Raw genomic sequence first — 23,245 nt, 5'->3', positions numbered from 1 at the left:
GACCGGGCCGTCTGACACCGGCCCCAAGCGCCACCTGAGACGCTAAGAAGCGGGAGCCGTAACTGGCCACAAATTTGCCAGTACTTGCCACAATGAATCGAATCAATTGCGCAGCATGCCAACCTGAAGGAGCATTTGAGCAGTCCGCCAACCACGGCAGCAAGCGAGAGAGGATCGCGACCATGCGCTTAGAGTTCCTCGGCAAAGGTGGCTCAGATCGGAACGGATGCCCGTCCCTCTACGCCACCGACCAGCACACATTTGTGGTGCAAGGCTGGCGAACCAGTCAGCCTGAAGTGATCGAAATCCCGCATCTACTAACCGGTTTCGCGGATCCGAACACTTTCATCGGCGCAACATTGACCGACACTGGGCGCGGGACGTTCACTCTCACCGGCCGACCGATCACCGACCCCGAAGTGCTCGGCCAATTGGACCTGGCAAAGGATGAGTCCGTCATCGAAACCGCGAAGATGGAGAGGACGTTTCACGGTGCAACTGCGGCAAGGCGACCCATGGCCTGACCTGTTCCGTGCATGTCGGCGTGAAGCATTCCACCTCGAGGTCAAGGACTCGTATGCAGAACCGTATGAGTCCGAGCCGCTCCGCCGATTCTTGGCCGGCGAGCCCGAACTGGTCGACCCTTCGCCCGAATGGCGAGCTCTGGTAAGGGAAACCGCCGCTCGGGGCGTCACGCTGAGTAGGGTTCGTGTAGTCACGGTCCCCCTCACCGACTACCAGCGCTGGCTGCTGTCGGTGACCCATTACAACGTTAACGCTGGGGACGACATTCGTTATATACCAAGAGATCTCACCGATGCCAGCGAGGTTCCACAGGATGACTGGTGGTTGTTCGACGGCCAACTGGTGGTATTCAACGTGTCCGATGAAGACGGCCGGCCGGCAGACCCGGTCAGCACTACCGATCCGGGAATCGCGGAATACTGCCGAACGGTGAAACAACACCTTTGGGAGTTGGCAACACCGTTCGCGGAATTCAACGGCATGCACGGCGGGCAGTGACCGATAGCGTCCACGAAGCGCGAGAATCATTCGGTCTGCGACTCCGGGAGATTCGCCGACACGCTGGATTGACAGCGCGCCAGCTCTCATCGATGGCGGGCTGGCACGAGTCGAAAGTATCGAGATTCGAGCGTGGCATCCGGAGCCCGTCAGAGGCCGATCTACGCGCATATTGCGAGCACACCGGCGCGAACGATCAACTAGCGGACCTGATCGCAACGCTGAATCACGTTGACCTTGCGTACGTCGAGTGGCGACGCATACTGAGCTCGGGCACCAAACGGCGGCAACAGATCTCGGTGAAGCTTGCCGAGAAATCGACACTGACGCGGATCTACCAACCGACCATTGTTCCAGGCATCTTGCAAACAGCCGAGTACGCCGAGGCGATGCTGCGGGACGTGGTCGAGTTCGAACAGATACCCGACGACGTGGAAGCGGGCGTAGCCCAGCGGCTACAACGACAGCAGTTTCTCTATAAGGGCCAACGAAAATTCTGGATCGTCCTCGCTGAGCAAGTCCTCTCAACCACGGTGGGCGACGACGATGTGATGGCCGGTCAATTGGACCGACTATTGGCGGTAATGAGCTTGCCACGTGTAGCTTTCGGAATCATCCCAGCTCGCGCAATGCCACCGCTAACGGCCCCGAACTTCATAATATTCGACGATCGCTTGGTGATGGTCGAGGGCATCAGCGCCGAACAAATCATCACCCAGCCCCGCGAAATTGCCGTCTATGCAAGAACTTTCGACAGGCTCGCGAGACAGTCTGTGTCAGGAAAATCTGTCCGGTCTCTCATCAAGACGGCACTGGACAAGAGGCGCGACGCTGAGCACAAGTGAAATCCTGTATCGATTTAGTGAATCAGGATTCGATGACCTGGCGTGCGGACAATGAGCGGCGTAGTCGTCGAGAGCTGTCATCAGTGAATTGCGGGGTCGGCCAGGACCAGGTCTCGGTATTCGGCGGCGAGGCGGTGGCAGTCGCCGGGCCATCGTGCGGAGAGGTAGTTGCGGTCGTGGACGGTGAAGCCGCGGTTTCGGCGGGTTGCGGTGTCGCGGCGTGGGATCAGCGGGCCGCGTTCGAATTGGCGGGGATCGCGTAGGGCGGCGGTGACTTCCGCTTGTACGGTTTGGGGATAGGTTCGGTAGTAGGTGCCGAGGCGGAGGCGGGTCAGGTTCCAGGCTGAGAGTTCCAGCGTAGCGGTGAGGGCGGTGGTTCGGCGGTCGTAGAGGACGGAGCGGCCGGTCTCCGGATCTTGGGCCCTGGCGGCCAGGAGGACTCCGTGACACACGGCGGCGACCGGTTTTCCGGCTAGTAGGGCGCGGCCGAAAACGTTTTGGGCGGTGGTTGATTCGAGCATCGACTTCATGCCGGGGGCGTGGCCGCCCGGCACGAGCACGCCCGAGACCTCCGCGTCGTCCACGTCGGAATAGGCGAGGGGTGATTGGAAGTCGGGGTCCTCGCGCATCCGGTCGTAGTCGCTCAGCGCGTCCGCGCGGGTCATCAAAAGCGGCGAAAGGACCGAGAAGCCCTGTTCGACGAGGCGGTCGTCGGCGAGGGCGACCCGGCCTTCCGGAGTGGCGAAGCGGACGGGGATCCCGGCGTCCCGCAGCGCCGCCCACGGCACCGCCGATTCGGTGGGGTCGTAGTCGTGGTCCGGCAGGAGGAACAGGATCATGTACGAAGAGTAGCCGCAGAGTTGCCGGATCAGAGCGGTAGCGGCAGGCGGGCGGGGCGGGTGCGGCGCCAGGCGACGGCGAGGAAGGCGATGAGGCCGAGCAGGGGCAGGGAGGCGATTGTCCAGCTCAGGGGCAGTGGTGGGCCGGGTTGGTCGAGGACGTGGATGCCCTCCAAGGTGCCTTCGCCGTGGCCGAGGGGGCCGTCGAGGGTGAAGAGGAAGCTGTAGTTGCCCGGGTCGTTGATGGCCAGGATGTCGAGGCCCCAGGAGTCGCGTTTACGAGGATGACGCACGAGGGGCGCGTTGCGTGTCCAGGTCCGATAGGCGGGGCCCGCTATGCGCATCGTCCCCGTCTTATCGGCGATGCCACCTTCCGGCATGAAGGTGAAGTCCAGCGACTTCATCGCACGAATAGGCCAGGTGGAGAAGCCGACGATCATGGCGTAGGGGCCGACCTGGACTCGTTCGGTGTGCACGATGTCGACGGGAGCGTAGGCCGAGGCCGGCGCGATGGCGACCAGCGACAAGGTGATCGTCGCCAGCACGGTGAGGGCGAGTTTGCGCAGGGTCGTCATCGGGCGGTCTCCGTCGCGGGCTTGGGCAACATGCGGGTGAATCGGCCGCCGAGGAAACCGGCGAGCAGGCCCAGCGGTATCGCGACGAGGGTAGACAGCGCGACGTCGCGGAAGGCGAGATGCGAGAAGGCGTGAATGAACAGCAACTGCAGCGGAAAGGTCACTCCGACAACGAGACCGGTGACCAGACCGGCCGCGAGCACGATCTTGTCGGCGTCGAAGCCGCGGGTGCGCGCCAGCCAGAACAGGCCCTCCACCGCGACGGCGGCGAGGAGCAGGAACATCGGCATCATGGCGGGCAGCGACGGCGGACGCGAGCCGAGCCCGTCCCGCAGCGGCAGCCCGATGGACGAGGCGTAGGTCTCCGCGGCCCACGGCGAGAACCACCACAGGATCGCCTGCATCACGCCGAGGGCAAGCGCGACGGCGATAGCGGCACCGGGACGGGCCAGCACGGCGGCCCCGAGCACGAGCAGCATCGGCCCGAAGAACACGGTCCCGAGGATCATCGAATTGATGGGCAGTTCCAGGTTGTTCAACGCCTCGGCGAGGATCGGGGCGAAGGTGATCAGGATCGGGACGGCAAGGACGATGCCGACCTGGCCCCAGCGATGGTCGCGATGGGACGCGAAGACCATGATGCTGCCGATCATGGTGAGCGTGATCGACAGGAACAACGCCACATGCGACGGGGTGTTCAGCACCGCGTCGAAGCCGTAGATCGAATGCCACTGCATATCGAGCAGGCCGTAGAGCAGGAACAGCGCGGCGCCCGCACCGGCGACCATGTAACCGAGCGGGGCGGTGAGGTTGCTGCCGAACACGCGGATGGGTGTGCCGCCCATCGCGGGCACCGGCCGCCCGGCGCGCTGGGCGAAGGTCGCGATGAGCACCATGCCGAGGCTGGCGAATCCGGACAGGGCGCTGCCGGAGTACAGGAACAGGTGCGGCAGCGTGAAGAAGGTGTCGGGGCCGACGTCGTTGTGCCACTGGATATCCCAGCTGAGGCCGATCAACGTGACGGCGGTGCCGAGCAGCACGCCCCAGGCCCCGACGCGGGCGGCGGTGCTGTTGTCGGACGCGGCTTCGGCGATGTGCGCGCCGCTGCCGTCGAGCGTGCCGGACGGTGCTGAGATATTCATGACGAGCGGTCCCTCCTCTGTAGTACTCGTGCTGATGCGTGCATGCGGCCCGGCCTCAGCCGCCGACCCACACCGGCAGGGTGACTTGGTCGATGCCGTCGTGTGCGTCGATGGACAGGTGCAGTTCCCAGGGGCCGGTCATCATCAGCGACACCGCCGGGGCATGGAAGCGGCCGGATCCGTTGGCGGCGGCCGAGATCGGCGCTCCGGCGTGGCCCATCAGCGGCTGGATCGCTTGCACCCGCACTGCCGCATGATCTACCGGAGCACCGGCGCGATCGGTGACCGTGACGTCCACGGCGGTATCGCCGAGCCGCAGGCTGTCGATGCTGACGGTGACAAGGTGTTGGGGCGTACCGGTTTTCAGCACGACGGGCGCGTGCGGACTCGGCCACCACAGCCATCCGAGGACAGCGACTATGACCGCGACGCTTACCGCGACGACAATACGAAGCGAACGCCGACCGGTGAATACGCTCATCGCCGCGCCGCCGCGACATCGAGCACCACGGGAACGGTGAGCAGTGTGTAGTTGCGTTCGACCTGGATCCAGAGCCGGTACCGGCCCGCGACCGGGAAGGTAAAGGTGAACGGAACGTCGGGTCCGAACGCGGCCACGGTTTCGTCGGGTGGACTCTCCCCATTCACGGGCGGCATGAGCATGACCCCGCGTCCCGAACCGGCCTCGCCCATCGCCTGCATGTCATGCGTGCCGCTCATTCCCGGCATGTCATGCATGCCGTTCATGTCCGGCATCGACGTCGGCCCCATCGAGTGCGCGTGACCCCAGACGGGCGAGTTCTGCACGGCCGCGGCGATATCCGCGTTTCCGTCCGGCACCGGCCCCGCCATGATCAGGTGGCCGACCATGCCGAGCCACGGTTGCAGATCGGCAGTGTCGCCGATCTCGGCGGTGATGGTCGTCGGCTTTCCCACCACCGCTTCGGTTGTCCGCACCGTGATGGAGTTGCCATCGAGAACCATCGACGCCTTATCGGCCCCACCGAGACGCAGTGGGGCGCTGGATGTCTGGGATGCGGCGTTCGCATCACTCGGCACGGCGGTGAACCCTGTTGCCGCACGCACCATTTGGACACCCCCGCCACGCCGAGCCAACTCGGCCGACAGCGCATAACGACCGGGCTCAGGAGCCGTCAGATGAACCTGGGACCGGCCCGGCGCGATCCGGATCGGATGCAGGTGCGACAGTCCCCCGCTCGGGCCGACCACCAGCAGATGCATGAGCGCACTGTCGTGCACGAGCAGATCATCGACCGCCGTCCCGGTAGCAGCGTCGATCAGCACGAGATCCAGATCGCCCGGCCGTCCGGCAGTCACCGAACCCGCGACAGTGAGCAGCACAGGGGGCCTGGAGAAGTCCGAAATCAATGGCTGGTTCAACGAATACGGATCGGTGACGTTGTCCACCGTCGGGTCCAACTGACTGCCCGGCTGCGGCGGCAACGGCAACGACGCCGACAGCAGCGCGGCGGTCACCGACACGGCAATCCCGGCCACCATCCCACCGGCCGGAATCAACGCCCACGCACTGTGCCGAGCCCGCATCGCGATCACTACCGAAACCGGCAGCAGCACACCGGCCACCAGGAAACCCAGGTAAACCAGCCGCTCCGGCGGCGAGGTGACCTGCGCGGGCACCACGAACGGAATCCGCGCCACCCGCGCACCGTCACCGATCGAGAGTTCCCACGGGCCTGGCCGATCCACGTCGACGGTGGCCGAGTACATCCCCGGCGTGCCACTGAGCTCGACTACCGCCTCGGCGGTCGGCACTCCCGGCGCGGGCCGCCCCGAACCTGCTCCCCACGGCGTAACCGCCAGCGCGAGCCGTCCAGCCGCAGTACCCGCGTGCGTGACTACGTCCACGCGCAACGGCCCGGGGACACTGGTCACCCGCCGCAGCACAATCGTGAGTTCCCGATCGCCCAGCGACTGCGCGACCGAAATATCCGCGCCCGCGGCGGCGGAGTCCGCCGATGCCGGTGCCATGCCGACCGTCGCGAGCAGAATCCACAGCCCCGCGACGAGCAGGACGTGACAGCGAGCAGCGCGGGAGACAGGCACGCCCGCCATCGTAAGGAACTGATCCCATGAGTTCATCACCTCCAGAGTTGATCTCCCCTCCCCCGCTGGAGTGATGCCACAGTGGGGGATGTCCCGGAGAATGCCCTGTCCGAATCTGTTCCAACAGCGCCGAACTCAGACCTTCAGTCCATGTTTGGTGATGTAGTAGTTGTGGAAGACGATCACAATGGCGAGGACGACCAGCCATTGCAGGGTGCTGACCAGCGGTATCGAGTCGATCGGCAGAGTGTAGGCGAGGACGACCCGCACCACGGCATCCAGCGTGAAGGCGGTCCCCCAGACGCCGGTCAATATCCGTAGGTGGCTGCGGAATCGGGAGTCGTTGTCCCAGCGGGCATCCCATTCGCGATAACCCTCCTCGCCGATCTTCGCCGTGACGATGGCGCGGGAAGCCGTGCGCATGAACGGACGCTGGGTCAGCAGGGAGCCAAGCATCCACAGGCCCAGCACGCCGAAGATCCAGCTGTCGCGCACCAGGATCGTGCGCGGGTCGCCGGTGACCAGCGTCATCACCGTGCCCGCCACGATGAGCGTCAGGGTGAACAGCGCGAATGCCTCGACGCGGCGCTCGCGGATCGCGTGGTAGGCAACGATTCCCGCGATGAGCAGCGACGGCGCGATCAGCGCCAGCCATGGGTTCACCCCGGCCGCGCGTAAGGCGTAGTAGCCGCCGAGCGGGATCACCAACTCTACGATCAGCTGGCGTACGAGGTGGCGGCGGAGCGCGGCGCGTTTCTGCTCCGGCGTGCGTTCGGTGGTGAGGGCCTGCGGTGCGTTCATTTCGACTCCGGTGTTGATCACGATTATTTACGGGTAGCGCGTTCGAAGAGATCGGCTAGTTCGCGGGCACAGGCCGCCGCGTCGAAGTCGGGATCGTCCGCGGCGCGGGCGACGGCCGCGTCCCTGGCGGACCGAATGGCGAGCGCCATGATCGCGGGGTCGAAGGCACGAAACTCCCCGGCCCGCTGCCCCTCTCGAAGCCACTCCTCCTGGCTGCGGGCGATTTCGGTGACCTTCTCGATCAAGCCCAACGTCTGCGGGTCGTCGGGACGGGCGTTGGCGACGATGCTGGTGAGCGCACGCTGGTGCGTGGGGTACTCGTCGAGCAACGCGAGGTTGGCGGCGAAGTACGCGCGCAGGGGGGCCGTGAAGCCGGCCTCGCGCCGAAGCTTGGACACCACAAATTCCGAGCTCACCCGCACGATTTCGTCGGCCACCTCACGAATGAGATCGTTCTTGCCGCGAAAGTGGTAAGAGATCATGCCCGTGCTACTGAGCCCCGCCTCCTGCGCGATCTTCGCGAACGAGGCGTTCGGCAAGCCGTGCTCGGCGATGACCTCGATCGCGGCTTCCACGATCTGCGCGCGCCGAGCCGCCTCGGTGAACGTACGCCCGGATTGCTTACCAGAGCCATCTTTTGCTTGCATGAGCAAAACTGTAGCTCGGTTTGCTCAAGCGAGCAAGAATTAATTCAGGCAAGCAACATGGCAAGTCGTGGTCACACCGCTGCACGTGGACCACGACTTGTGCCATCAGGCTGTCAACGCCTACGGCGGCGTTCTCCCGGACTCACCGCACGGGCGGTGGCGCGGGTACCGGGCAGGCGTCCACTGCCTCCGCCACCACCTGACCGGCATCCGGGACCGGCGGACGGACCCCCTCCGCATAGTCGGTCCCGACCACCGGCGGTGCCAGGGCGAGTGCCTCGTTCTCCGCGTCGGTGAAAGCTCTTGCGCGGCTGAGGAATCGCCAGCCCTCGGGGGCTTCCAGGCTGAAACCACCACCGCGCCCCGGCACCACATCGAGGACGAGTTGAGTGTGTTTCCAGGCTTGGAACTGGGATCCGGAGATCCACACCGGCACGGCGTCGAGGTCGGCGGACGGCAGGCTCGCCGGTACCTCCCCCACCGCGAGGCGCAGATCGAGGATGCCGAGCAGGACGTCCCGGTCGCCGACGATGAACTCCCCCAACGGATAACACATCGGCGACGATCCGTCGCAGCAGCCGCCGGACTGGTGCATCATCAGCGCACCGTGCACGTCGCGAAGGCGGCGCAACAGTGCCGCCGCCCCCACGGTCGCGACCAAACGGGGCGGGGCGGCACTCATCGTGACGCCCGTTCCCGCCTCGGCATGCTGCTCGGCATCAGAAGAATCCCATGGCCTTCGGTGCGTAGCTGACCAGCAGGTTCTTGGTCTGCTGGTAGTGGTCCAGCATCATCTTGTGGTTCTCCCTGCCGATGCCGGACTGCTTGTAGCCGCCGAACGCCGCGTGCGCCGGGTACTGGTGGTAGGTGTTGGTCCACACCCGCCCGGCCTGGATGTCGCGACCCGCGCGATAGGCCCTGCCGCCGTCGCGCGACCACACGCCGGCGCCGAGGCCGTACAGGGTGTCGTTGGCGATCGAGATGGCGTCGTCGTAATCGGTGAACGAGGTCACCGAGACCACCGGGCCGAAGATCTCCTCCTGGAAGATCCGCATCGCGTTGCGGCCGGTGAAGATGGTCGGCTGCACGTAGTAGCCGCCGTTCAGGTCGCCGCCGAGCATCGCGCGCTCGCCGCCGGTCACCAGCTGCGCGCCCTCGCCCTTGCCGATCTCGATGTAGGACAACACCTTTTCGAGCTGATCGTTGGACGCCTGCGCGCCGATCATGGTCTCGGAGTCGAGCGGATCACCTTGGCGCACCGCCTTTGTCCGCAGGGCGGCCAGGTCGAGGAAGCGGTCGAAGATGTCGGCCTGGATGAGCGAGCGCGACGGGCAGGTGCACACCTCACCCTGGTTGAGCGCGAACATGGTGAAGCCTTCCAGGGCCTTGTCCAGGAAGTCGTCGTCGGCGCTCATCACGTCGGAGAAGAAGATGTTCGGGCTCTTGCCGCCCAGTTCCAGGGTCACCGGGATCAGGTTCTGCGACGCGTACTGCATGATCAGCCTGCCGGTGGTCGTCTCACCGGTGAACGCGATCTTGGCGATGCGGTTGCTCGACGCCAGCGGCTTGCCCGCCTCGACGCCGAAGCCGTTGACGATATTGACCACGCCGGGCGGCAGCAGGTCGCCGATGATGCTCCACAGGAACAGGATCGAGGCGGGCGTCTGCTCGGCGGGCTTCAACACCACGGCATTGCCCGCGGCCAGCGCGGGGGCCAGCTTCCAGGTCGCCATCAGGATCGGGAAGTTCCACGGAATGATCTGCCCGACCACGCCGAGCGGCTCGTGGAAGTGGTAGGCCACGGTGTCGTCGTCGATCTCCGACAGCGAACCCTCTTGCGCGCGAATGGCTCCGGCGAAGTAGCGGAAGTGGTCGACGGCGAGCGGGATGTCGGCGGCCAGCGCCTCCCGGATCGGCTTGCCGTTGTCCCACGTTTCGGCCACCGCGATGGCCTCGAGGTTCTCCTCGATCCGGTCCGCGATCTTGTTCAGGATCACCGCGCGCTCGGCGGGCGAGGTCTTGCCCCAGGCCGGCGCCGCGGCGTGCGCGGCGTCGAGCGCGAGCTCGATGTCCTCGGCGGTGGAACGCGCTATCTCGCAGAATGTTTCACCGGTGACCGGGGTCGGGTTCTCGAAGTACTGACCCTTGACCGGCGCAACCCACTGGCCGCCGATCCAGTTGTCGTAGCGGGGCTGGAAGCTCGTCGGGCACTCCGGCGAACCGGGACGGGCGTATACGGTCATCGAAACTCCTAGCGGTCACGGCGGTTTGCACTGTGATCCACGACACTATGACGCCAACGTTGCATCATCGTTGGAAACAGGTCACCGGCCGCCGAGTTCGCGATCCAGCATGCCGATCTGCGCCGCTACTTGGGCATACAGGGACGAATCCCGGTCGAGTGAGGCCAGATAGGCCGACCACGCGCCGCGGTCCTCGCGCCCGTCGACCGAGGAGATCCACCAGCCGAGGATCGCCGGGTCTCTGGAAGTGAGGACGGCGGCCCGCATCCGGGCCCGGAGCGATTCGCGGGCCCGGCCGACGCCGGGCGCCCGTGAGGCAGGCAGCAATGGGCCGCGGTATCGCGCGACGGCCGCGCCGATGTCGCCGCGGCGCAGGCTGCGCCGCAACTCGCCCACATCCGAATCCAGTTCCGTCAGTAGCCGATAGGGGCGCGAGCCCAGCGCGTTGCCGCCGAGAATCCTGCGCAGGCGCGAGATTTCGGCGCGCACGGTGACGGCGTCGAGGTCTCGTTCGTCCAGCAGTACCGCGATGTGCTCGGTCGCGAGCCCCTCCGGATGTTCCAGCAGCAGCAGCAGTATCTCCGAATGCCTGCGCGACAAGGCGATTCGCTCATTGCCGAACAGCAGCGCGGGCTGCGCTCCCAGCAGCTCCGCCCGCGGTGCCGTGCGAATGGAGACCGGGTGTGCCCGGAGTTCGGACTCCGCGACGGCAACGGTCGCCCTGATCAGGGACAGCACTTCCGGTGCCGCGACGCGCGGACCGCCCGTGATATCGATCGCGCCGAGTATCCGGCCGGTCGCCGGATCGTGCACCGGCCCCGCCGCGCAGCTCCACGGATGAACCAGCCTGCTGTAGTGCTCGGCACCGAAGATCTGCACGCAATGATCAAGTGCCAGTGCCGTTCCTGGCGCGTTGGTGCCGACCGCGGCCTCGCTCCAGTCCGCGCCGTCGACGAAGTTCATGCTCGCGGCCCGATCCTTGGCCGCCGAATCGCCCTCCACCCACAGCAATCGGCCGTGCGCGTCGCTCATCGCGATCAGCAGTCCGGTGTCCCTGGCATCCTCGACCAGCAGGGTCTGCACGACCGGGCGCACCGAGGCCATCGGATGCGCGCGCCGATAGCGCTCCAATTCCGTTCCGGTCATGGCGGTCCGGCCGATCTGCCGATCCGGATCGATGCCGTTGCCGCGGCTGCGCACCCAGGACGCCTCGACCACCCGGCGCACCGACGCCGGCGCCTCACCGCGCTCGACGAACGATTCGTGCGCCGCCGACACATCCGTGCCCACCTGCTCGGCATCCTCGTCCGGACGCAGCGCTACCCAGGGATTCGCCCGAATATCCGCACCGCCGGCCACGCCTTCCATCCTCCTCGGCAAATCCGCCCCGATCAATGCGCCGACGGGCCCGCCCTTGACGCTACCGACCGAGCCCGCGCGCGGTGGTCTTTCCGAGCGACCGCAGTGCTCAGAGGTAGGGGGTGACCTGTTCGGCGGCTTCGACCGGGTGGCCGGCTTGGATGGGCGCGCCGACGGCGTGGAACTTCCAGATGTCCGCCTCGCGTTGCACCTTGGCGACCACCATGCCGGTGTGCCTGCCGCCGACGCGGAGGTTGCCGCCGACGAGTTCGATGTCGGTGTTGGCGTCGACCAGACGCCAGAATGCGTTGCGGACGCGTTCGAAGGTGTGTCCGGCGTAGGAGGTGACGACGAAAACGACCGTCGACGCTTCGGCGGACAGCAGGGTGAGGTCGACGTCGATCATCTCGTTGTCGCCTTTGCCCGCGCCGGTGAGATTGTCGCCTTGGTGACGGACCGAGCCGTCTTTGGACGATAATTGACCATAGAAAGCGGCGTCCATGAGTTCGCGGCCGGAAAAGACCAAGGCGGAGGCGTCGAGATCGATATCGGCTTCGCGGAGCCCGAATCGGCCGGGTTCCCGGACCGGGTCCCAGCCCAACGCCATTTTCACGTGCGACAATTCGGCGCCGCCCGGTTTACGCAGTGCCAATTCTTGACTGGCACCGAGCAGGCCGGGATCGGGCGGCGCGGGCAGTGGCATCGGCGGTTTCGGGGTGCGCCCCACCGCGACGCCGTGTGCGGTGAGCAGGGCGGCGAAACCGCTGTGGTAGCCGTGCCCGAGGGGGCGCAGGTGCCAGTCGGGGCCGCGATCCACGTCCAGTGCGACGACCGTCGACTCGGGTCCCAGATCGTCGATGACATACTCGCACAGTCGGTTTCCGGCCGCGTCATCGATCAGCAGCTCAGGGGCGGGGTATTCGCTCAGGCTGTCCTGCTGGTCGTCGAGTGCGACGACGACTCGGACATGGTCGATCTCGCCGGGAATCGCGCGCAGGTCGATCGCCAAGGCGCTCGGTCGGCCGGGCTCCCCCGGCATCAGTCGGACGCCTTCGCCGAGTGGCTGGTTGTAGAAGACGAGATCCGCGTCGACTCGCACCATGCCGTCGGCGGTGAGCAGCAACGCGGACAGGTCGACGGCGGCGTTGTGCCGGACCGAAACAATGATGTGCTCGGCTTCGAGCACATTTACTTGCCCCCGAGCCAGTCGCACGGTCATTCACCACACCCTACAAAACCATTCCCGAAATGTCCGGAACGGCGCGGCGTCGATTATGTAGGTGAATATGCCTCGTTAAAGCGCAATTCTGCGCCCCAGCCGCGGTCGCACGCCGATATGCCCGCCATTCACCGCCGTAATGGTGTGGATGGTCCCTCGCGGCGTGTGGCGAGTTCTTGGCAGTTTCCTGTCACGATCCGCCCGAACGCCGCGCTTCGAAGATCGACCTAAGCTGGGGCCATGTCGATTCAGCGTCAGATCGAACGAATCCTTGTGGGTCTCAACACATCCCTCTATCGAGTCAGCGGCGGGAAGCTCGGCGGCAAGATGGGGCAGGCGCCGATCCTGTTGCTCAACACGGTCGGCCGCAAATCGGGCCAGCGGCGCACCTCACCACTGCTGTACCGGCAGGACGGTGATCGCTACCTGGTCGCCGGATCGTATCGCGGTGCGGCGACGCATCCCGCGTGGGTGTTGAACCTGCGCGCCAATCCCGAGGCGGAAGTCGAGATCGGCAAGAAGACGATCCCGGTCACCGCCACCGAGATCCCCCTCGCCGAGCGGGACGCCGCGTGGGCCGAGCTCGACGCCATGTATGCCGCATATGCGGATTACCGGGCCAAGACCGACCGAACCATCCCCATTTTCGCGCTCACCGCCCGCTGAGCCCGCACACCCGGGTCGGCATGGCCGCGCCGACCCGGGTCGCTGATGTCGCGCCGGGAAGGATCGTGGTGCCGCGAATCCCGGTGACCAGACTCCCGCCGGGGATGCGCCAGTTGCTCATCTATGACACTTGTCTGGCGTTCGTCACGTTTGTGTCATACCGTGGGGTGAAGGCAGCACCCTACTGATGGGGAATTGGCATGACCGTCGAGCACAACACCCGCGCACTCGAACACGACATCGTCACCGACTTCAGCTCGCGTGTGAGCTATGGCGGCTATCTCGACCTGGACACTCTGCTCAGCGCGCAGCATCCGGTCAGCAAGCCGGAGCATCACGACGAGTTGCTGTTCATCATCCAGCACCAGACCACCGAGCTCTGGCTCAAACTGGTACTGCACGAAACGCGGGCGGCGCGTGCCGCTTTCGAGGCCGACGACGTCGGCGTGGCACTCAAAGGCATTGCGCGGGTGAAACACATCCAGAAGACGCTCACCGAGCAGTGGTCGGTGCTCGCGACGCTGACACCCACCGAGTACGCCCAGTTCCGCGCGGACCTCGGCAACTCGTCTGGCTTTCAGTCGTACCAGTACCGTGCCGTGGAGTTCATTCTCGGCAACAAGAACGCCTCGATGCTGAAGGTCTTCGAAGCCGATCCGGTCGCGCACAAGGAATTGCATACCCTGCTGCACGAACCGAGTCTTTACGACGCGTTCTGGCACTACGTCGCGCGCACCGGACTCGACGTGCCGCGGTCGACGCTGGATCGGGACGTGACGAAGGCCTACGTCTTCGAACCGGAGCTACTCCCCCTGGTGAAGTCCATTTACGAAGCACCGCAAGAACATTGGTCGATCTACGAGACGTTCGAAGAGCTGGTCGACCTCGAGGAGAACTTCCAGCTGTGGCGGTTCCGGCACCTGCGCACGGTGCTGCGCACCATCGGCATGAAGCGCGGCACCGGCGGATCCAGCGGGGTCGGCTTCCTGCAGCGCGCGCTCGACCTCACCTTCTTCCCCGAACTGTTCGCCGTGCGCACGGAGATCGGACGCTGACGACATGACTACCGAATCGCTCGACTTCGCCACCCGCGCAAAGACTCTCGACGAATCCGATCCGTTGCGCGACTACCCGAGCCGCTTCCTCGGCAGCGACGACCCGGAGATCGTCGCCTACCTCGACGGCAACTCACTCGGCCGCCCCACCCGGGCGACGGCCGAACGTCTCGCCGCCTTCGTCACCGACACCTGGGGCGGCCGGCTCATCCGCGGCTGGGACGAACAGTGGTTCGACCTGCCGCTGACCATCGGCGACCGGATCGGTGCGGCGATACTCGGCGCCGCCGCCGGTCAGACCACGATCGGCGACTCGACCACGGTGCTGCTGTACAAGATCGCCCGCGGCGCCCTCGCGCTGCGGCCTGGGCGCACCGAGATCGTGCTCGACCGCGACAACTTCCCCACCGACCGCTACCTGCTGGAAGCGATCGCCACCGAGCACGACATGACGCTGCGCTGGATCGAACCGGAGTTCACCGGCGGCGTCACCGCGCGGGACGTGGCCGAGGCCGTCTCCGAACGCACCGCGCTGGTGGTGCTGAGCCACGTCGCCTACCGGTCCGGATACCTGCTCGACGCGCAGGCCATCTGCGCCGCCACACACGACGCCGGCGCCATGCTGCTGCTCGACCTGTGCCACTCGGCGGGCGCGGTGGAGATCGAACTCGATTCCTGGGCGGTCGATTTCGCCGTCGGCTGCACCTACAAGTATCTCAACGGCGGTCCCGGCGCACCCGCGTTCGGCTACGTGCGCGCCGAGCACCTCGCCGATTTCACGCAGCCGATCTGGGGCTGGATGGGACGCGAAAGCCCGTTCGAGATGGCACAGGGATACCTTCCGGCGCAGGGGATCCGCCGGGTGATCAGCGGAACGCCCGCGATCATCGGCATGCTCCCGATCCAGGACACCCTCGACCTGATCGAGGAGGCAGGCATGGCGGCCGTGCGCGCGAAGTCGGTCGCGCTCACCGAATTCGCGCTCGAAGTGGTGCGGAGCTGGCTGCTGCCGCTCGATGTCGCGATATCGTCGCCCACCGACTCGGCCCGCCGTGGTGGCCACGTGACGATCGACCACCCCCGGTTCAAGGAGATCACCGCGCGACTCTGGCAACGCGGTGTCATCCCCGATTTCCGTCCGCCGCAAGGCATTCGGATCGGCCTGAGCCCGCTCAGCACCACCTATGCCGAGGTGCTCGCCGGGGTGGCGGCAATTCGTGATGAGCTCACTACGTGATGAGCTCACCGCGCGCTGATCTCGCGGGGGCCGTCCTCGACGATATCGATTCACGGCCGGGCAGCGTGACCTCGCTCGCCCGGACCGTGCTCGGCGCCTACGTCCGCGACCTGGGCGGCTGGATCGCCATCGCCGACTTCGGCGGATTGCTGGCCGGGCTCGGCGTGCCGGAGCAGAGCACCCGGACGGCGGTAGCGCGGCTGAAGAGCAAGGGCGTGCTCGGCGCCGAATCCCGGGGCGGGCGCAGCGGATACCGCGTCACCGATGCTGCGGAGGCGATGTACTCGCGTGGCGACCCGCGCATCTTCGGCTTCCGGCAGATGGCCGACGGCGATGCCTGGCAGCTCATCTCGTTCGGCATTCCCGAATCCCAGCGCGCCGCCCGACATCAGCTGCGGCGCAGGCTGTCCTCGATCGGCTGCGGCACGGTCTCCGCGGGCCTGTGGATCTGCCCGGAGTATCTGGCGGCGGAGGCGGCGGCGATCGTTTCGGCACTGGAACTCGACGAGTACGTGACGTCTTTTCGCGCAACGGCAGTTATGGTTCCCGGCACCCTGCGCGCAGCCGCGGCGCAATGGTGGGATCTGGGTGCCCTAGCCGATCGGCACCGCGCGTTCTTCGAACACCATCGCGACATCCTCACGCTCGAAAAACCCACCGACCGACAGGCATTCGACCGTTTCGTGCCGCTGCTCGACGAGTGGCGCATCATCCCCTATCTCGACCCCGGCCTCCCTGAGGAGATGCTGCCCGCCGACTGGCCCGGGCTCGACAGCTTGCGGCTGTTCGCCGACGCGCAACGACGGTGCCTGGAACCGAGCCGCCGTTGGGTGCGGTCGAGCGTCGCGGAGACACCGATAAACGTAGAATGACATTCCGCTGAATTCGAAATCTCTTGGCACCCACTGCCGTAATGTGTGCCTCCGCGCCGAGCGACCGGGCTGAGCACGTGCGCGCAGTGCTGTATACACATCGGTGGTGAACCCCACGGCGGCGTTGTACCATCAGGCCCCTTTATCACTTCGGATGGCGGGACCAGAGCTTGACCAGTGGTATCCAGCGGACCCCCTCGTCCGCTCGTCGTGCGCGTTCCCGCCGAACTTCGGCGTCGCACTCACCCACGCTCGCCGCGCTACTCGCCTCGGCGGTGGAGCGCAATCCCGACGGGGTCGCCGCGCTCTGCGGCGACAACTCGATCACCTACCGCCAACTCGACGCGCGCTCTTCACAATTGGCGCGCACCTTGCTCACGAGGGGGGTCGGGCCGGAGACCATGGTCGTGGTGGCACTGCCACGGTCGATCGACTCCGTGCTCGCAGTGTGGGCCGTCGTGAAGGCGGGCGCCGCGTTCGTGCCGATCGATCCGGGCCTGCCGGGCAACCGCATCCAGTTCCAGGTCACCGACTGTGCTGCGGGCATCGGGTTGACCAACAGCGAATACGCACCGACACTGCCCGGCGACGTGCGCTGGCTGGCGATCGATGACCCGGCGTTCGTCGCAACGATGTCGACGGAGTCGGCGACTCCCATCTCCTATCTCGATCGTCCTGCGCTGCTGCGTATTTCGAACGCGGCGTACGTGATCTATACCTCCGGATCGACGGGCCGCCCCAAGGGTGTCGCGGTGACCCACGCCGGTCTCGCCGCGTTCTGCGCCGAACAGATCGCGAGGTACACGCTGACTCCGGCCGCGCGCACACTGCATTTCGCGTCGCCGAGCTTCGACGCCTCGGTGCTCGAGCTGCTGCTCGCCATCGGCTCGGCCGCGACCATGGTGATCGCGCCGCCGACGGTCTACGGCGGTGCCGACCTGGCCGGCGTGATCGCGAAACACGAGATCAGTCATGCCTTTCTGACGCCGTCGGCGCTGGCCTCGCTCGAGCCGACCGGCCTCGACCTGCTGCGCGTGGTCATCGTCGGCGGCGAAACCTGCCCCGCGCCACTGGTGCGCCGCTGGGCGGTGCCGGGTCGCCGATTCTTCAACGGCTACGGCCCGACCGAGACCACCATCATGGTGGCGATCAGTTCCCCGTTGTCACCGGACCGGCCGGTGACCATCGGATCGGCGCTGTCGGGCATGCACTGCCGGGTGCTCGACAAGCGGCTACGCCCGGTCGGCGTCGGCACCGCGGGTGAGCTGTATGTCTCCGGCCCCGGTCTGGCCCGCGGCTACCACGCGCGATGCGGCCTGACCGCGCAGCGTTTCCTGGCCGACCCGCACGGCGCGCCCGGCACTCGGATGTATCGCACCGGTGACATCGTGCGCCGCGGCACCGACGGCGACCTCGAATACCTGGGCCGCACCGACGATCAGGTCAAGGTCCGCGGCTTCCGGATCGAGCTCGGTGAGATCGAATCGGTGCTGGCCCGGCAACCGGGGGTGCGCTCGGCGGTCGCCGTCGACCGGAAGATCCCGGCGGGCGAGACCGCGTTGGCGGCTTACGTCCAGCCCGAGCCGGGCGGCACCCTCGATGCCGCCGAGCTGGCGAACGCGATGGCCCGGCAGCTGCCGCAGTACATGCTGCCCGCGACGATCACCGTGCTCGATCGAATTCCCCTGACTCCCACTGGAAAGGCCGATCGGGCGGCATTGCGGGTCCGCGCGGTCGAGCAGCTCGCCTGCCGGTCGCTGTCCGGCCCCGGCGAGGAGTTGATCGCCGAGGTGTTCGCACGGGTGCTCGGTCAGCAGCAGCTGGGCGCGGATTCCGATTTCTTTGCCTCGGGCGGTAATTCGCTGCTCGCCACCCAGGTGGCCGCACGGCTGAGCGAGACGTGGCAGGCACAGATCCCGACTCGGCTGTTGTTCGACTACCCGACGGTCGCCGCGTTGGCGAAAGCTGTTCAGGCGCAGCGGTTCGACAAGGGCCGACCGGCACTGCTGGCCCGGCCACGGCCGGAACGGGTGCCGCTGTCACCGTCGCAGCTGCGGTTCTGGCTGCGCAATCAGTTCGACCCGGATTCGTCGGTGGACAATATCGGCTTCGCCTTGAACATGGCCGGGGATCTCGATGTCGACGTCTTGCGCGCGGCATTCACCGACACCGTTGCACGCCACGAGATTCTGCGCACGAGGTATCCCGCCGACGCCGCAGGTCCACGACAGGAGGCCATCGAAACAGCAAGTGTCGTCGCCGATTTCGCCGTCGAAGAGCTGATGACGGCCGCTCCCGACGCGGTGGCCGAGCGTATCCGCGCCATCCTGTGGCATGGTTTCGATGTCTCGACCGAAGTGCCGCTGCGGGTTCGGCTACTGCGGACACCCAGCGAATACGTACTGGTGTGCGCGGTGCACCACATCTGCGCCGACGGTTCCTCGCTGGCGCCGCTGGCCCGCGATATCGCCGTCGCCTACACCGCACGGTCCGCGGGAGCCGCCCCGGCGTGGCGGCCGCTGGACATCCAGTACGCCGACTACGCCCTGTGGCAGCAGGAGTTGCTCGGCTCGCGCGAAGATCCGGATTCGATTCTTTCCCAGCAGCTTTCGTACTGGACCACGGAACTGGCCGGGCTGCCGGACGAGCTCGACCTGCCGACCGATCGACCGCGACCGGGCATCGCGTCGTTGCGCGGCGCGGCCACGCAGCGGCCGGTGCCCGCCACGCTGCACCGCGCGTTGCTCGCCGTCGCACGCGAGCACAGGGCCACGCTGTTCATGGTGATGCGGTCGGCCTTGGCGGTCCTGCTCGCCCGGTTGTCCGGCTGCGCCGATGTCGCGATCGGCGTGCCGATGACCAACCGTGCCGAGGCCGCCCTCGATGACCTGGTCGGCATGTTCGTCAATACGACGGTGTCGCGGACCCGGGTCGACCTCGGCGAGAGCTTCGCCGCGCTGCTCGACCGGACCCGCGAGCGGGATCTGGTGAACTTCGCCCATTCCGAGGTGCCGTTCGAGCATGTCGTCGACGCGGTCAACCCGGTGCGGTCACCGGGTCGGCATCCGCTGTATCAGGTCGGTTTCGCGTTCCAGAACTTCGGAAAGGCGAGCCTCGAGCTGCCCGGCCTGACGTTCTCCGGGCTGGACATCGACACACGGACGGCGAAGACCGATCTGCACATCGCGGTGGTGGACGAGCACGGCGCCGACGGCGCGCCGGGCCAGATCATCATCCGATTCAGTTATGCCACCGACCTTTTCGACGAGCCGACGGTGCTGCGGTTCCTCGACGCTTACATCCGCGTGCTGCACCAGGTGGCCGCCGATCCGGTCGGCGCGGTGGGCGACATCGATATGGTGCACCCCGACGAGCGGCGACGGATCGAATCCTGGTCGGCCGGGGCCGATCACGCGGTCGCGCCCGAAACCCTCGGCGCGGCACTGCAACGCAACGCGGCGGCCGCGCCGGATGCCGTCGCGTTGGTCTTCGGCGCGGCGACACTGACCTATGCGCAGCTGCGGGACAGATGTAACCGGTTGGCGCGGTGGCTGATCGGGCAGGGTGTCGGTCCGGAGACGGTCGTGGCGGTGGCCATGCGCCGGTCCATCGATCAGGTCGTCGCGTTGTGCGCGATCGCCGAAGCGGGCGGCGCCTGGGTGCCCATCGATCCGGACCATCCCGCTGAACGCATCGGCTACGTGCTGGATTCCGCAGCGCCGCAGTGTGTGTTGACCACCAGCGGGGACACCTTCACGGTTACCGCCGCGCATGCCGTCGATACTCTCGATCTGATGCGACTGGACGCCGCGCCCGTGCTCCAGGACGAGCGGCGTCTGCCGCTGCGCGGCGACCATCCCGCCTACGTTATCTACACCTCGGGCTCGACCGGCCGCCCGAAAGGTGTTGTGGTCAGCCATGAGGCGATCGTCAACCAGCTCGCCTGGATGCAGCACCGATACGGCATCGAGGCCGCCGACAGCTATCTGCAGAAGACGCCCGCGACCTTCGATGTGTCGCTGTGGGGGTACTTCCTGCCGCTGCGCGCGGGCGCGCGAATGGTGCTCGCCGGTCCGGACGACCACCGGGATCCGGCGGCACTGTGCGGGCTGATCGCCACGCACCGGGTCACGCTCACCGATTTCGTGCCGACCATGCTGACGACCTTCACCGGCCACGCGACCGCCGCCGAAGTCTCTTCGTTGCGCTCCGTTTTCGTCATCGGCGAGGCACTCGCGCCGGAGACGGCGCGGGCGCTCGCCACGATCAGCCCCGCCGAGGTGCACAACCTGTACGGCCCGACGGAGGCCGCCGTCAGCATCACCGAGCACCGCGTCGAACCGGCCGATCCGGCGGCCACGGTGCCGATCGGTGTACCGGAATGGAATTCGCGGGCTTTCGTCCTCGACGCCCGGCTGCGGCCGGTGCCGGTGGGCGCGGTCGGTGAACTGTATTTGGCCGGCGTCCAACTCGCGCGCGGCTACCACGGCGCCGCCGGGCTGACCGCCGGGCGCTTCGTCGCGAATCCCGCCGACCGCGGCGCACGGATGTATCGCACCGGGGATCTGGTGCGCTGGAACGCGCGCGGCACCCTGGAGTACCTCGGGCGCAGCGACTTCCAGGTCAAGGTTCGCGGTCACCGCATCGAGCTCGGCGATATCGAAACCGCGCTGCTCGCCGATCCCGCCGTCGCACAGGCGGCGGTCGCGGTGAAACCGTCCGAAGCCGGCGACCGCCTCGTCGGCTACGTCGTCGCGGCGCCCGGCGCGGCTGTGGACCCGAATACCGTGCGCCAGTCGATATCTCGCGTGTTGCCTGCCTACATGGTGCCGTCGGCGGTGTTGTTTCTCGAGGCGCTGCCGGTCAACACCAGCGGCAAACTCGACCGGGCGGCACTCCCCCAGCCGGTGTTCGCTTCGCGGAACGGCATCGCCCCCTCGTCCGCGCTCGAGATAGCCATCGCCGAAGTATTCGCCGAGGTCCTCGACGTGTCGCCGATCGGGGTGACCGACGACTTCTTCGAGCTCGGCGGATCGTCGCTGATGGCTTTCACGCTGCATCAACGGCTTTCGGCCACCCTCGACCTCGACGTACCGATGTCGGCGCTGCTCACCACCCCGACCGTGCGTGGCCTCGCCGCGCAGCTCACCGGAACGGCGGAACAGGCCCGAGCGGTGACCCCCGCGGCGGACGCCGTGCTCGACATCGACATCGATGGCCGCGGCTGCCTGCCCGGGTACCGCGGGCTACCACAGGAAGTGCTGCTGACCGGCGCGACCGGCTTCCTCGGTGCCCACCTGCTCCGAGAACTGCTGGACCGCACCGACGCACAGGTCGTGTGCCTGGTTCGCGCCGACACCGCCGAGCAAGGTGCCGACCGGATTCGGCGGGCGCTGCACCGCTACAAGCTGTGGAACGACAGCACCGCGGCTCGAATCGTCGCCATCCCAGGCGATCTCGCCGCGCCACGGCTAGGCCTCGCCGACGCCGACTACGAGCGCCTCGCCGACAGTGTCGACGTCATCGTGCACAACGGGGCCCGCGTCAACCACATCGACCCATACGCACGGCTACGCACGGCCAACGTCGAGGGCACCCGAGACGTGCTCCGGCTCGCGACCACCCGCAGGCTCAAGCCCGTGCATTTCGTCTCCACCCTCGGCACCACCGTCGCCACCAGGTCGGCGCCGGGCGTCATCGAGGAGGACGTGCGGCTCCGTGCCGACCAGCTGTCCGAGAACGGCTACGTCACGTCGAAATGGGCCGCCGAGGAATTGGTCCGGCAGGCGGGCGAGCGCGGCATCCCGATCGGCATCTACCGCCCCGGAACCATCTGCGGCGACCCGAAAGCCGGCGTGAACAGCGCCGACGATTCGTTCTGGAACATGATCCGCGCCGCCGCGATCCTCGGCCTGGCACCGGACGTCGGCGACGCGACCGTCTCCCTCGTCCCGGTGACCTACGTGGTCCGCGCCATCGTCGAACTCGCCACCCGGCCCCGGGCGCAATCCGTCTACCACCTGGTCAACAAGACCCCGGTGACGGTCGGCGACATCTTCACGCGCCTGCGCTACCACGGCCTCCCCGTGACCATCGCCCCGCTGGACACCGTGCGCGCCGCCCTCGCCGAAGAATCCCACCGGCGCAACGCCATCGGCGACGATTCCCTCGTCCGCGCCGCCCTGCTGAGCGCCGACTACCTAGGTCTCGCGAACCTCGACTGGAGCGACGCACACACCCGAAAAGCCCTCGCCGACACCGGCATCGACTGCCCGCCGATCACCGAAGCCGCACTCGACGCCTACATCCGGGAGTTCATCACCTCCGGCTTCCTGCCGTCCGGCCCAACCCCTGGCGCGATACTACGCCCCGGCGACACGTACTCAGCAGGTGGCGGGTCCGGGATCGGTGCCGGCGAGGACGGCGGTCAGCCATAGCAGCGGCGGTTCGTAACCGACCAGTTCCGCCGAAATGTGTTCCGTTGCTGGAACTCTGAACAAGCGAAGGTTCGCGCCCGCGGCGCAGTAGCGCTGCACGACGGGCTCGATCGCGGCGATGGGAATGATCGGGTCAGTCGTGGAGTGCCACATGGCCACCGGGACATCCGGGGTGTCCGCGTAACCCAGACTGTCTCGGT

Annotated in this window: 21 protein-coding genes; 8 read left to right on the top strand and 13 right to left on the bottom strand. The window is 66.9% G+C overall.

All coding sequences use genetic code 11. From position 1 onward, the window contains the following. Positions 1 to 182: 182 nt before the first annotated feature. Genes ACIBCN_RS35355 through ACIBCN_RS35345 form a run of 3 tightly spaced genes read left to right on the top strand, consistent with a single transcriptional unit; the run spans position 183 to position 1,868 of the window. Positions 183 to 524 (top strand): hypothetical protein, encoded by a 342-nt coding sequence (locus tag ACIBCN_RS35355; protein ID WP_396996121.1) that lies wholly within the window; start codon positions 183 to 185, stop codon positions 522 to 524. Continuing rightward, the gene (locus ACIBCN_RS35350; protein ID WP_396996120.1) at positions 493 to 1,023 is read left to right on the top strand and encodes a DUF6879 family protein; all 531 of its coding nucleotides are present in this window, start codon (positions 493 to 495) and stop codon (positions 1,021 to 1,023) included. Before ACIBCN_RS35355 ends, ACIBCN_RS35350 begins: the two co-directional genes overlap by 32 nt. After that, positions 1,020 to 1,868, top strand: coding sequence for a helix-turn-helix domain-containing protein (locus ACIBCN_RS35345; protein ID WP_396996119.1), 849 nt, complete (start codon positions 1,020 to 1,022; stop codon positions 1,866 to 1,868). Before ACIBCN_RS35350 ends, ACIBCN_RS35345 begins: the two co-directional genes overlap by 4 nt. Positions 1,869 to 1,948: 80 nt before the next feature. Here the strand turns inward: ACIBCN_RS35345 and ACIBCN_RS35340 are convergent, their stop codons facing one another. The 11 genes from ACIBCN_RS35340 to ACIBCN_RS35290 all read right to left on the bottom strand — a co-directional run bounded on the left by ACIBCN_RS35340 (position 1,949) and on the right by ACIBCN_RS35290 (position 12,778). Continuing rightward, positions 1,949 to 2,707, bottom strand: coding sequence for a type 1 glutamine amidotransferase domain-containing protein (locus ACIBCN_RS35340; protein WP_396996118.1), 759 nt, complete (start codon positions 2,705 to 2,707; stop codon positions 1,949 to 1,951). Positions 2,708 to 2,736: 29 nt separating this feature from the next. Next, complete coding sequence (locus ACIBCN_RS35335; RefSeq protein WP_396996116.1) at positions 2,737 to 3,282, bottom strand: hypothetical protein; 546 nt, start codon at positions 3,280 to 3,282, stop codon at positions 2,737 to 2,739. Then, on the bottom strand, positions 3,279 to 4,424 hold the full coding sequence (locus ACIBCN_RS35330; protein WP_396996115.1) for a hypothetical protein: 1,146 nt from the start codon (positions 4,422 to 4,424) through the stop codon (positions 3,279 to 3,281). The genes ACIBCN_RS35335 and ACIBCN_RS35330 overlap by 4 nt, the downstream gene beginning before the upstream one ends. Before the next feature lie 55 nt (positions 4,425 to 4,479). Further along, positions 4,480 to 4,905, bottom strand: coding sequence for a FixH family protein (locus ACIBCN_RS35325; protein ID WP_396996113.1), 426 nt, complete (start codon positions 4,903 to 4,905; stop codon positions 4,480 to 4,482). Beyond that, on the bottom strand, positions 4,902 to 6,518 hold the full coding sequence (locus ACIBCN_RS35320; RefSeq protein ID WP_396996355.1) for a hypothetical protein: 1,617 nt from the start codon (positions 6,516 to 6,518) through the stop codon (positions 4,902 to 4,904). Before ACIBCN_RS35320 ends, ACIBCN_RS35325 begins: the two co-directional genes overlap by 4 nt. Positions 6,519 to 6,644: 126 nt before the next feature. After that, complete coding sequence (locus ACIBCN_RS35315) at positions 6,645 to 7,310, bottom strand: VC0807 family protein (protein WP_396996112.1); 666 nt, start codon at positions 7,308 to 7,310, stop codon at positions 6,645 to 6,647. A gap of 23 nt (positions 7,311 to 7,333) precedes the next feature. After that, positions 7,334 to 7,957: a TetR family transcriptional regulator gene (locus tag ACIBCN_RS35310; RefSeq protein WP_396996111.1), complete on the bottom strand. Its 624-nt coding sequence runs from the start codon at positions 7,955 to 7,957 to the stop codon at positions 7,334 to 7,336. Positions 7,958 to 8,099: 142 nt separating this feature from the next. Then, positions 8,100 to 8,639, bottom strand: a complete 540-nt coding sequence (locus tag ACIBCN_RS35305) for a DUF779 domain-containing protein (protein WP_396996110.1) — start codon at positions 8,637 to 8,639, stop codon at positions 8,100 to 8,102. Between the two features lie 37 nt (positions 8,640 to 8,676). After that, the gene (gene adh, locus ACIBCN_RS35300) at positions 8,677 to 10,200 is read right to left on the bottom strand and encodes an aldehyde dehydrogenase (RefSeq protein ID WP_396996109.1); all 1,524 of its coding nucleotides are present in this window, start codon (positions 10,198 to 10,200) and stop codon (positions 8,677 to 8,679) included. 81 nt (positions 10,201 to 10,281) lie between these two features. After that, positions 10,282 to 11,559, bottom strand: a complete 1,278-nt coding sequence (locus ACIBCN_RS35295) for a transcriptional regulator (protein ID WP_396996108.1) — start codon at positions 11,557 to 11,559, stop codon at positions 10,282 to 10,284. A 109-nt stretch (positions 11,560 to 11,668) separates the two neighbouring features. After that, positions 11,669 to 12,778, bottom strand: a complete 1,110-nt coding sequence (locus ACIBCN_RS35290; protein ID WP_396996107.1) for a TerD family protein — start codon at positions 12,776 to 12,778, stop codon at positions 11,669 to 11,671. Positions 12,779 to 13,018: 240 nt separating this feature from the next. Here ACIBCN_RS35290 and ACIBCN_RS35285 point away from each other — a divergent pair, with 240 nt between their 5' ends. Continuing rightward, positions 13,019 to 13,444, top strand: a complete 426-nt coding sequence (locus ACIBCN_RS35285) for a nitroreductase family deazaflavin-dependent oxidoreductase (RefSeq protein ID WP_396996106.1) — start codon at positions 13,019 to 13,021, stop codon at positions 13,442 to 13,444. Here the strand turns inward: ACIBCN_RS35285 and ACIBCN_RS35280 are convergent. Beyond that, a complete protein-coding gene (locus ACIBCN_RS35280) occupies positions 13,431 to 13,565 on the bottom strand; it encodes a hypothetical protein (RefSeq protein ID WP_396996105.1) in 135 nt (44 codons plus the stop codon). The two genes, ACIBCN_RS35285 and ACIBCN_RS35280, sit on opposite strands and share 14 nt — an antisense overlap. A 79-nt stretch (positions 13,566 to 13,644) precedes the next feature. On the opposite strand from ACIBCN_RS35280, the gene ACIBCN_RS35275 reads away from it, so the two are divergent. The 4 genes from ACIBCN_RS35275 (at position 13,645) to ACIBCN_RS35260 (ending at position 23,045) form a co-directional block, all read left to right on the top strand. Further along, positions 13,645 to 14,499: a tryptophan 2,3-dioxygenase gene (locus ACIBCN_RS35275; protein ID WP_396996103.1), complete on the top strand. Its 855-nt coding sequence runs from the start codon at positions 13,645 to 13,647 to the stop codon at positions 14,497 to 14,499. Positions 14,500 to 14,503: 4 nt separating this feature from the next. Then, positions 14,504 to 15,736, top strand: coding sequence for a kynureninase (locus ACIBCN_RS35270; RefSeq protein ID WP_396996102.1), 1,233 nt, complete (start codon positions 14,504 to 14,506; stop codon positions 15,734 to 15,736). Beyond that, on the top strand, positions 15,736 to 16,608 hold the full coding sequence (locus tag ACIBCN_RS35265) for a PaaX family transcriptional regulator C-terminal domain-containing protein (protein WP_396996100.1): 873 nt from the start codon (positions 15,736 to 15,738) through the stop codon (positions 16,606 to 16,608). The genes ACIBCN_RS35270 and ACIBCN_RS35265 overlap by 1 nt, the downstream gene beginning before the upstream one ends. 170 nt (positions 16,609 to 16,778) lie before the next feature. Beyond that, positions 16,779 to 23,045: an amino acid adenylation domain-containing protein gene (locus tag ACIBCN_RS35260; protein WP_396996099.1), complete on the top strand. Its 6,267-nt coding sequence runs from the start codon at positions 16,779 to 16,781 to the stop codon at positions 23,043 to 23,045. On the opposite strand, the gene ACIBCN_RS35255 is transcribed toward ACIBCN_RS35260, so the two are convergent. Further along, positions 22,992 to 23,234: a lipase family protein gene (locus tag ACIBCN_RS35255; RefSeq protein ID WP_396996354.1), complete on the bottom strand. Its 243-nt coding sequence runs from the start codon at positions 23,232 to 23,234 to the stop codon at positions 22,992 to 22,994. The two genes, ACIBCN_RS35260 and ACIBCN_RS35255, sit on opposite strands and share 54 nt — an antisense overlap. Between the last annotated feature and the right edge of the window lie 11 nt (positions 23,235 to 23,245).

The sequence above is a fragment of the Nocardia sp. NPDC051052 genome (genome assembly GCF_044456045.1).
In the GTDB taxonomy this organism is placed as follows: domain Bacteria; phylum Actinomycetota; class Actinomycetes; order Mycobacteriales; family Mycobacteriaceae; genus Nocardia.
The sequence above is the reverse complement of the archived record's forward strand: the minus strand, read 5'-3'. Positions and strand labels throughout refer to the sequence as shown.